Source organism: Rhizobium sp. 10N427 (assembly GCF_056394605.1).
Genome location: NZ_JBFTID010000012.1, coordinates 70,761 through 81,070, shown reverse-complemented (window position 1 = coordinate 81,070; position 10,310 = coordinate 70,761). Strand labels below are relative to the sequence as shown.

Annotated in this window: 9 protein-coding genes; 5 read left to right on the top strand and 4 right to left on the bottom strand. The window is 61.9% G+C overall.

Annotation, left to right across the window (positions count from 1 at the left end; translation table 11 throughout):
- The first annotated feature begins 99 nt into the window (after window positions 1–99).
- The 4 genes from AC1DIJ_RS22380 to AC1DIJ_RS22365 all read left to right on the top strand — a co-directional run bounded on the left by AC1DIJ_RS22380 (window position 100) and on the right by AC1DIJ_RS22365 (window position 5,468).
- Window positions 100–1,470 (top strand): LLM class flavin-dependent oxidoreductase, encoded by a 1,371-nt coding sequence (locus AC1DIJ_RS22380; protein ID WP_112389992.1) that lies wholly within the window; start codon window positions 100–102, stop codon window positions 1,468–1,470.
- A gap of 31 nt (window positions 1,471–1,501) precedes the next feature.
- Entirely contained in the window at window positions 1,502–2,014 is a 513-nt protein-coding gene (locus AC1DIJ_RS22375; protein WP_112389991.1) for a flavin reductase, read from the top strand.
- Window positions 1,992–3,269 carry an MFS transporter gene (locus tag AC1DIJ_RS22370; protein WP_310301312.1) on the top strand — a complete coding sequence of 426 codons (1,278 nt, stop codon included), beginning with the start codon at window positions 1,992–1,994 and terminating at the stop codon, window positions 3,267–3,269. The genes AC1DIJ_RS22375 and AC1DIJ_RS22370 overlap by 23 nt, the downstream gene beginning before the upstream one ends.
- Window positions 3,270–3,401: 132 nt before the next feature.
- Window positions 3,402–5,468, top strand: a complete 2,067-nt coding sequence (locus tag AC1DIJ_RS22365) for a carboxy terminal-processing peptidase (RefSeq protein WP_112389990.1) — start codon at window positions 3,402–3,404, stop codon at window positions 5,466–5,468.
- A gap of 58 nt (window positions 5,469–5,526) precedes the next feature.
- Here AC1DIJ_RS22365 and AC1DIJ_RS22360 read toward each other — a convergent pair whose 3' ends face one another.
- The 4 genes from AC1DIJ_RS22360 to AC1DIJ_RS22345 all read right to left on the bottom strand — a co-directional run bounded on the left by AC1DIJ_RS22360 (window position 5,527) and on the right by AC1DIJ_RS22345 (window position 9,704).
- A complete protein-coding gene (locus AC1DIJ_RS22360; protein ID WP_112389989.1) occupies window positions 5,527–6,018 on the bottom strand; it encodes a hypothetical protein in 492 nt (163 codons plus the stop codon).
- Between the two features lie 106 nt (window positions 6,019–6,124).
- Complete coding sequence (locus AC1DIJ_RS22355) at window positions 6,125–6,919, bottom strand: transporter (RefSeq protein ID WP_112389988.1); 795 nt, start codon at window positions 6,917–6,919, stop codon at window positions 6,125–6,127.
- Between the two features lie 40 nt (window positions 6,920–6,959).
- Window positions 6,960–7,748 (bottom strand): hypothetical protein, encoded by a 789-nt coding sequence (locus AC1DIJ_RS22350; RefSeq protein ID WP_112389987.1) that lies wholly within the window; start codon window positions 7,746–7,748, stop codon window positions 6,960–6,962.
- Window positions 7,749–7,775: 27 nt separating this feature from the next.
- Entirely contained in the window at window positions 7,776–9,704 is a 1,929-nt protein-coding gene (locus tag AC1DIJ_RS22345; RefSeq protein ID WP_405049672.1) for a mechanosensitive ion channel family protein, read from the bottom strand.
- Window positions 9,705–10,009: 305 nt separating this feature from the next.
- On the opposite strand from AC1DIJ_RS22345, the gene AC1DIJ_RS22340 reads away from it, so the two are divergent.
- Window positions 10,010–10,309 (top strand): hypothetical protein, encoded by a 300-nt coding sequence (locus AC1DIJ_RS22340; protein WP_112389986.1) that lies wholly within the window; start codon window positions 10,010–10,012, stop codon window positions 10,307–10,309.
- Window position 10,310: the final 1 nt, after the last annotated feature.

The window sequence follows — 10,310 nt, the reverse complement described above, 5'->3', positions numbered from 1 at the left end:
AAATGCCGCCTTGACACAGATCGAATGTCCATCATATTGGCATAGATAATCCACGATGGTGGACGACTGTGAGCCTTGGCCAAGATAGGGGAATCGATGATGCCTCGCCAGATCCATCTGAATGCCTTCGATATGGTCTGCCCGGGCCACATCCAGCAGGGCATGTGGACGCATCCGCGGGACCAGTCTGACCGCGTCAACGATCTGCAATATTGGATGGAATACGCGAAGAAGCTCGAATCCGGTCTGTTCGACGGCATCTTCTTTGCCGATGTCCTTGGTGTGTATGACGTCTATGGCGGCAGTCCGGATGCGGCGGTGCGCGGCGGGGTGCAGATCCCCGCCAATGATCCGACGATCGTCATCCCAGCGATGGCGGCGGTCACCAAGCATCTCGGTTTCGGCGTTACCTGCAATCTCACCTATGAGCAGCCGTTTCTGTTTGCCCGGCGGATGTCGACGCTCGATCACATTACCGGCGGCCGCATCGGCTGGAATATCGTCACCGGTTATCTCGACAGCGCCGCCCGCGCCATCGGCCTCAAGGGTCAGACCGCGCATGACGACCGTTACGATCTCGCCGACGAATATATGTCGCTGGTTTACAAGCTTTGGGAAGGATCCTGGGACGACGACGCCGTTATTGCCGATCGCCGGAATGCGATGTTTGCCGATCCGTCAAAGGTTCGCGTGATCCACCACGAAGGACCGCAATACAAGGTCGATGCGATGCATCTCTGCTCGCCGTCGCCACAGCGCACGCCGGTGCTTTATCAGGCGGGTTCTTCGCCGCGCGGGCGCGAATTTGCAGCGACCCATGCGGAATGCGTCTTCGTCAACGGCCAGAAGAAGGAGGATGTCCGCAGTATCACCGCCGACATCAAGGCGCGGGCGCAAGCGAAAGGCCGCTCGGCTGAGGACGTCAAGGTGTTCCTTGGCGCCAGCCTCGTTCTCGGCAAAACCAATGCCGAAGCGCAGGAAAAGTTCGAGGAATACAAGCGCTACGTCAGTTCCGAAGCGGCGCTGGTGCATGCGGCCGCATCGCTTGGTATCGATTTTTCGAAATACGATATCGATGAGCCGATTGAGACGGGCAAGAGCCAGGCGATCGTCTCCAATGTCGAGATCATCAATAAGGCGGCGGGTCCGCAATGGACGCGCCGCAAACTTCTCGAGCAGATGGTGCTGGGCAGCCGCCAGACCCCATGGGTGGGCTCGGCCGAAGAGATTGCCGATATGCTGATCGGCTGGAGCGGCGAGACCGGCGTGGCGGGCTTCAATCTGTCGCGTACCATTGCGCCTGAGAGCATCGAGGATGTCATCGATCTGCTGATCCCTGTTCTTCAGGAGAAGGGGGTCTACAAGACGTCATACGCAGAAGGAACCTACCGCGAGAAGCTGTTCGGCACGGCACGCCTGCCATCGACCCATTCGGCCGCGCAATATCGCGGCGGAGCCGGCTCCCGGTAGCAGCTCTCAGCATCATCAGGAAGGATTGAACGTGGTCGATAAAACTGCGTATCGCGATGCCATGGCCGGGCTTGCGGCTGCGGTGAATATCATCACCTCGGATGGAGCCGCAGGCCCTGCCGGCTGCACGGTTTCGGCGGTCTGTTCGGTGACAGACGAGCCGCCGACGCTGCTGGTCTGCATCAATCGCTCCAGCGCCAATAACGAGATCATCCGCCGGAACGGCAATCTCTGCGTCAATATTGTCTGCGCCGAGCAGAAAGAGATCGCGATGCAATTCGCGACGAAGGGATTATCGGTCAGCGAGCGCCTTGCCAGTGCCAACTGGAGCACACTTGAAACCGGAGCGCTGGTGCTTGATGGCGCAGTCTCCGCCATCGATTGCGAGGTCGATTCCGTGTCAGAGGTCGGCACGCATACGGTTTTCTATTGCCGTGTGAAGGCGGTCCGCAATCAGCCGGGCCGCGATGGATTGATCTATTTCGGACGCGATTTTCATCGGGTGGCGACCAGGCCGGTCAATGCGGCCGGACCTGCGGCCTGACACGATGCGCGGCCTAGCGACATCTGCCGCGGGCGATCCGCCGGCCAAGCCAGCCGGCCGAAAGGCCGTTTCGCTGGCGATCATCCTCGCGGCGCAGGTGGCGGCGATGAGCGTGTGGTTCTCGTCGAGCGCGGCAATCGCCAGCATCAAGCAGCAATATGCAATCGGCGCTTCGCAGGAGGCGATGCTGACCACGGCCGTGCAGATCGGCTTCGTGGCCGGAGCGGTCGTCTCGGCGCATCTGTCGCTGGCGGACCGTTTCGATCCGCGGCGGCTGTTTGCGCTGTGCGCCGCGATTGCCGCCATTGCCACGGGATGTCTCGTCTTCATGGCGCCTGTCGGCCCCGGTGCGATCGCGCTGCGTTTCCTGACCGGCATCTGCATGGCGGGCGTCTATCCGGTCGGCATGCGCATGGCCGCGACCTGGGCAAGCCGCGATCTCGGCCTTCTGATCGGTCTTCTGGTCGGCGCCCTGACGCTCGGCTCGGCCAGCCCGCATCTTCTGGCGGCGGTCGGCGATGTCGAATGGCGTGCAATCTACGGCGTGGCTTCGGGATCGGCGGCGGCCGCTGCCGTGCTCATCACCTTCGCCAAGCTTGGCCCCAACATCCGCCGTGCGCCATCGGTCGATCTATCGAAGATTGCCGAAAGCTGGCGCCGGACGTCGTTGCGGCGCGTGAATCTCGGCTATCTCGGACATATGTGGGAGCTCTACGCCATGTGGGCCTGGCTGCCGGTCTTCCTGCATCAGTCGTTTGCGGCGCGCGGTCTTCAGAACGCCGACACCAAGGCGGCCTGGCTGACCTTTGCCACCATCGCTGCCGGGGCGGCCGGCTCCTGGCTCGGCGGGATCGTCGCCGACAGGCGAGGCCGGACCTTTGTGACCACAACTGCGATGAGTGCCAGCGGCATATGCGCGCTGCTGATCGGCTGGCTCTATTCCGCGCCGCTGTGCTTGCTGGTGCCCGTGGCCATCATCTGGGGCATCACCGTGATTGCCGACTCCGCCCAGTTTTCGGCCTCGGTCGCGGAGCTTGCGGAGCCCGGCTCAGTCGGGACATTGCTGACGGCGCAGACATGCGCGGGCTTTCTGCTCACGATGGTCAGCATTCACCTCGTTCCCGAGGTCCGGGCGCTGCTCGGCTGGCCGGGCGCCTTCACGATGCTTGCGCTGGGTCCCTTCGCGGGATGTGCCGCGATGTTGAGGTTGCGGCGCGACCCGGAAGCACGGCTTCTGGCCGGCGGCAGGCGTTAGCCGGGCTGCAAGCCGCAGCCGTTTTCGATTGGAAACATCCGCAGAGACGATCCGCCCGGTTGCCAAAAAGCCATAATTGTTCCACCTACATCGGTCATTGATACGCGGCACCAAGAATTGGAACAGAGCTGAATGCGCATACAATACGGTTTATTCGGATTATTCCTTGCAATCGCGCCGTCCGCATATGCCCTGGAAGCTGCATCGCCGCCTGTATTGGAGCCGCTGAAGCAGCAGGCCCAGGCTGCGCAAATGAGCGCGCAATTTCTGACCCGTTACAGCTACAGGCCCGTCGCACTCGATGATGCGCTGTCGGCCAAGATCATGGATCACTTCATCAAGTCGCTGGATCCGGACCGGATGATCTTCCTGAAGGCAGACATCGACAAGTTCATGGCCGACAAGAGCAAGATCGACGACGCCATCGAGAAGCAGAACCTGCAGATCCCGTTCACGATCTTCAACGTCTATGAGCAGCGCGTCGTCGATCGCATGAATTATTCGCGCGGCCTGCTGAAGCAGGGATTCGATTTCAGCGTAAAGGAAGACTATTCCGTGCTGCGCGACAACGCCCCGTGGCCGCAGTCCGAAGCCGAGTCCGACGATCTCTGGCGCAAGCGCGTCAAGAGCGACTGGCTGCGGCTGAAGCTTGGCGGCAAGGCGGACGATGCCATTCGCGATACGCTCGAGAAGCGCTACGAAAACGCTCTGGAGCGCGCCTACAAGTACAAGAGCGACGACGTCTTCCAGTCGTTCATGGACGCCTATACCAATTCCGTCGATCCGCACACGGACTATTTCGGCGCCTCGGCCTCTGCCGATTTCGACATTTCGATGAAGCTGTCGCTGGTCGGCATCGGCGCGGTCCTGCAGGAACGCGACGACTACACGACGATCCGCGAACTCGTGCCCGGTGGCCCGGCGCAGCTCTCCGGCAAGCTTGCCGTCGGCGACCGCATCATCGGCGTCGGCCAGGGCGAGAATGGCGCGATCAAGGAAGTGCTCGGCACCCGTCTCGACGAAGTCGTGCAGATGATCCGCGGTGAGAAGGACTCCGTCGTGCGTCTCGACATTCTGCCCGCAGAAGCCAGTGCCGACGGCAGCCATCACATCATCAGCCTGGTGCGCGACAAGATCAGCCTCGAAAAACAGGCCGCCCGCAAGGATATCCTGTCGGTCAAGGACGGCGATGCCACGCGCAAGATCGGCGTGATTACGCTGCCGGCATTCTACGAGGATTTCGAGGCGCGTCGGAAGGGCGACCAGGACTACAAGAGCGCCAGCCGCGATGTCGCCAAGCTGCTCGAGGAACTGAAGCAGGACAATGTCGACAGCGTTCTGATCGATATCCGCAACAATGGCGGCGGCTCGCTCTCCGAGGCGATTGACCTGACCGGCCTGTTCATCGGCAATGGTCCGGTCGTTCAGCAGCGCGGCACGGATGGCAAGGTCGTGGTCCAGAGCGCTGACTTCCAGGAGCCCCTGTGGACTGGTCCGGTGGGTGTGCTCATCAACCGCGGCTCGGCTTCGGCATCGGAGATTTTCGCTGCGGCGATCCAGGATTACGGACGTGGCGTGATCATCGGAGAGCCGAGCTTCGGCAAGGGCACCGTGCAGACCGTCGTCGATCTCGACGAGATGGCGCATAACAGCAAGCCCAAATTCGGCGAGCTCAAGGTGACGATCGCCCAGTTCTTCCGCGTCAACGGCGGGACGACGCAGCTGCGCGGCGTGACCCCGGATATCGCCTTCCCGGGTCTTTCCGACCCGAAAACCTTCGGCGAGACGAGCTATGATAACGCCCTGCCATGGACGGAAATCAAGCCTGCAAAATATAAGCCTTTCGGCGACATCAAGAGCGTGCTGCCACAGTTGCAGAGCCGCCATGATGCGCGCGTCAAGACCGATCCGGGCTATCAGAGCCTGATTGAGGACATTGCCGACCTGAAGGCGCAGCGCGACAAGGGGCTTATCTCCCTCAATGAGGCCGAGCGCCGCAAGGAACAGGCCGCCCGCGAGGCGCGCCTGAAGGCGCGCGCCGATGTCAGCGGCGAAGACACGGGTCCGGATGACGGCCTGCAGTCAAACGAGCGCAGCCTCAGTGCGGATATTGCGATCGAGAATGCCCGCAAGAAGGCGAAGGACGTGCTGCTCGACGAAGCCGGCGCTATTCTTGCCGACGAGACGACCCTGAAATAGGCCTTTCAGGAGCAGAAGAAACAATCGCGGGCGCGGTGAAAGCCGCTGCCCGCGTCTGTTATTTCCACTCCCACAGCTTCTTCGAAACGTGCGGGCGCGTCGAAACGATCGCGGCAGGATTGCCGACGGCCGTGACATAGCGGGCAGCGTCTTCGGCATCGTTGACGCCGGCAAAGATCATCTTCATCGATTTATTGGAGGCAGCACCTTTCGCCCGGTGCTCGAAGCTGATCACCGCATGCGGATATTCCTCGTTGAGGCTGATCATCGGATCGCCCGTCAGCGCGATGTGTTCCTGCATCGCCAGGAATGACAGGACACGATCCCTGGCCATGTCAGGCGCAATCGGCTTGTTGCCTGTCGGCGCTCGGGCATAGGCCATGGTGTCGATCTGGCCCTTGCGCTTGCGCGTCTCGTAAACCAGAAGGTTCGCCCCCATCGCCAGTTCGGCGTGGAGATCGAAGGTCTGGTACCGGTCGCTATTGCCGTGCAGATCGTCCAGGGCTGCCTTCAGATCCTGGATGTAATCGGTGTATCGCGATGCTGTCATGGGTCGTCCGCCTTCGATATCTGACCGCGCAATCGCATAGCGCCATCAGGCATGCAATAGGCGATGTCGATCAGGCAGGTGACAGACCGCTTCTCCCGACGCCAGCCTATTGCGGGAACAGGAACGTTATCCCGGCGCGGAAGCCCCAGCCGTTCGGTCCGTTCTCGGGCGCTTCGGCCCAGTAGCGGGCACCGACCTGGAAGCTCACCGGTTGTTCGCCGAACTTCAGGAGCTTTGCCACCGAAAAATTGATCGGCACGGCCCACTGGTCGTTCTTCCAGTCATAGGTGCTTTCGGTGTTAAGCGAGAAAGTCCAGGCATCAGGGGTGGTGTAGGATATGAAGGGTTGCAGGAAGGTGGAGCTGATATCAGGCCGATCGCTGTTGCCTGTGACGGACCAGATGTGATTGGCGAGCGCGCCGTAGGTCCAGGGGCCATCCTGCTTCAGGACGACGGCGGTCGGGCCGAGCCCCCACTTGCCGCTGCCGAGCATCTTGTCCGTTGCGGTCGGCAGCAGGAAGACCGGGCCGGCGCCCCAGACGATGCCGCCCGGTCCCGGTTCCTTCGGCGAAAAGAAGAAGCTTTGGGTGATGTCGCCAAGGCCGAACTGGCTACCGGAATTGCCGGCGATGTCGTTCTGCCAGATGAACGGCAGGATGGTTCGGGAAATGACGTTCCAGTCGTCGTTGATCGAAATGGGAATGACCGGCTGGATGTTCAGCACGGCCCTGTCGCCGTCGAGCGGGCCGTAACCGCTGTCATAGTTGAATTGAAACGGCACGCTGATCAGCGAGGCGACCGGATTGGAAAGCTTCTTGGCGAGATCGGCATCCTGCGCCACAGCCGGTAGCGGGAGGGCCGCCGCAGCGGCCGCTGCGGCAAAGAGAATTCCTGGCTTCATGCGTTGGTCTCCGATTGGGATCTGCACTTCGCCGCAAGTTTCAGAACCGGATCGTCATGCCGATGATCGGGCCGTGCTGGATCATGTCGTAGGTGAAGCCGTCACTGCTGTAATCGACGCCCTGGGCACGGTATCCGAGCACGGCTGACATGGTGTCGTTGAACTTGTAGCCGAGGCCGGCCAGCACATCCCAGTCGAGGTCGGCGCCGCCCGCACCAATCATCGCCCAGCCGGTCATGTAGACATTGTCGGTGAAGGAATAGCTGCCCTTGAAACCAACAAGACCATCGACCCAGTTGGCGCTGTCGGTTCCCTCGAGATTACCGATCAGGCCGCCACTCAGGCGGATAGTGGTTTCGGCATGCCAGAAACGGGCACCCGCGAGAATGTCGAGGCGCGCCTGCGGGTCCTCGTAGATCGTGTAGGCGGCACCCAACAGCGCCGTGAAGGTCACAGTCTTCAGGTCAACGTCGTCGGCAATGATGCCGCGCGGCGTGGCGGAGTCGGTGGTTACCCTCGCATAGCTGATATCGGTGAAGATGCTGAAACGGTCGTAGCGGGCATCGCCCGCTCCCATGAACGCGAAATCCAGGGTCGAGATGATGGCGCCGAAATCCTGGCTGACATCCACGGTCGGCAAGCCGAACACTTGGCTCTCGCCATCGAGACCGGCAATCCAGAAATAGGGAGAGAACGAGAAACTCCAGCCGTCGGGCCGCTCGGGTGATGGTTGCGGCGCTGTTACCGGCAGCAGATCGGCAGCACCCGCAGGCGCGGCGAAGGCGGCCAGTGCCGCAACACCAATGACAAATCGAATCTTGCTGTGCATGTGTCGTCCCCTCGGCCTTGGCCCTTGTCACACTTCTGCTGCCGCAGCTGCTTTCGCCTGCTGCGCCTTGATGGTGGCGGCGGCTGCGGCCGCTCCACCCTCCCGCTCGTCGCCACCGACATTGACGGTCGGCTGCGCGAATTCGATGCCATTTGCCCTGAAGGCTTCCCGGATCCGCAGCTGTGCCTTGCGGCGTATGTAGGTCTGCATGCCGGGTACCGTGGTCATGCCGAAGCCCAGCACGATGCCGTAGTCGCCGAATTCCTCGACGCCCTTCATCTTCAGGGGTTCGATGAAGAGAGGCCCGAGTTCGGGATCTTCGAGCAGTTCGGCGCCGATCTTCTTGGTCAGCTTGCGGGCCTTTTCGACATCGGTGTCGAAGCCGACGGAAATCCGGAACTTGTCGATCACCCAGTCCCGGCTCATGTTTTCGACCGCGCCGAGCTCGCCGAACGGGACGGTGAACACGGGGCCACGATGGTGCCTGAGCCGGACCGATCGCAGGCTGAAGCCCTCGACCGTTCCCTTGTAATTCTTGGCCTGGATATACTCGCCGACACGGAAAGCATCGTCGAGCATGTAGAAGACGCCGCTGATGATGTCCTTGACCAGCGTCTGCGATCCGAAGCCGAGTGCCACGCCGAAGATGCCGGCACCGGCGATCAGCGGCCCGATCTCCACGCCAAGCTGGGCGAGGATGATCAACGCCGCCATGACGGCAATCATGACGGCAAGCGCATTGCGCAGGATCGGCAGCAGCGTCCGGAAGCGGGCGCGCCGCGCTGTGTCGGCTGGCGTGGATGTAGCGGGCGCGGATGCCACAAGGTTTCCGTCGATCCAGCTCTTGGCCAGATGCCAGATCAGATCGGCGGCAAGCAGAACGACGACGCTGCGCAGCAGGCCATAGAAGATCGCCGATACGATCGGATCGCGGTGGCCAATGGTTTCCGGGTTCATCTGCCAGACGATTGCCAGCCAGCCGGCGGCGATTGCGATGACGATCGCCCGGGCTCCGCGGACGACCAGCACATTTCGCAGACCAGCCCCGGCCGAGGTGAAGTGTTCGGCGACATTTCCTGCACCCCGCAGGATGCCGGGCAGGATGAGAGCGTAGAGGCCGAGCCAGAACAGGCCTTTCAGATCGAGGCACCAGAGGATCCACATCGCCACCATCACACCGGTGACGATCGCCTTTGCGGGTTTCGGCCGGCTCCATGTGGACCAGACGGCCTCAATTCCGAGCGCGAGAACGATGATCGAAAACACATAGGAGATCGCGTCCGTGACGGCGGGATCCGTGCCGAGCGGCGGGCCGAGCGCTGCCGTGGCGATGGCGAGCACGGTGATGCCGAGAAGGATCCTGGCGCGCTGCCGCAGCCCTTCCGGCGCCGCGAGCGTGATCAGCACCGATCCGGTGCGATAGACGACGAACGCGCTGAGATAGACAAGCAGGGTGATGCGGGCAAGCGGCGGCCACTCGATTGCAAAGAAGATCACGGCCATGGCGCCGGCAAAGACTGCGATCGGGATCAGCGCGGCAGCCGCTCCCTCCCGCTGTCCGCGCATCCTGCGATAGAGCCATTCGGCGGCAAGGCCAATGGCGATGAGACCACCGAAAATAACGAAGACGGGGGCGTATCCGTGCGAGATCGCATCGGCACGCGTCCTGGCAGCCGTTGCGGCAATTTCAGACGGAATACGCGGGACGGCGGCGATGACCGTATCGATCCGCGCCCGCGTCTCGGATTCCCAGCTTGTGATGGGGGAGGCTGCAGTTGCGGATGGCGCCGGCGGGGCTGCGGCCGTCTTGCGGCTTTCGAGCCAGGCCTGGATATCGGGATCCTGGAGAAGTGCGACCAGATCGTTGATCTTCTTTTCGCTCGCCGGAATGGGCGTTTGTGCCTGCGCGGTCACGGAAAGGATCAGGAATACAAGCAACCCTGCCAGGCATTTGATCATGCTGCCGACGTCCCAAAGCAGACGCGGAAAATGTAGCCGGTAGGCGGCCGGGAAAGTCTGCCGCACTCTGGTCGAATCAGGGAAGCTGAGCTGGCATCCGTGAACCGCATCTGCACTCTCCTTGAACAAGACGTGCATCTAGCCAGCCGGTTCTCCGGCGCGGAAGTACGTTACTGTAAATGCGGGCGTAAATTCCGCGATCCGGGCGTAAACGCGGATCGGTTTACGGTAACGTACTTCCCCGGCTTCTCAGACGGCGCATAATCCTCCCGTCAAGGTTGGCCCGGAGGCTGGATGGTGTGATGGACAAGAGCAGCGGCACCGGCGTCAACGGTTCCGGAACCGCCCAGAGGGGTCTGTGGCGGCTGATGCTGAAGCTGCCTGCGATGCGCGGAAGGCTCCAGATTCTCGCTGCGACGTCACCGTCCATCACCGACCTGTTCGAGGCCTACGAAGAGGCCAGCCTCACCCTGGAACGGATGTCGAAAGACCGGCCCCGATCGCAATGTCCCCTCCGGGAAGAATACGAAACCGTGTGCGCTGAGATCGAATCCGATGTGATCCATTATGTTCTCGGGCACCCTTCCGGCGTGTCGGACTGAC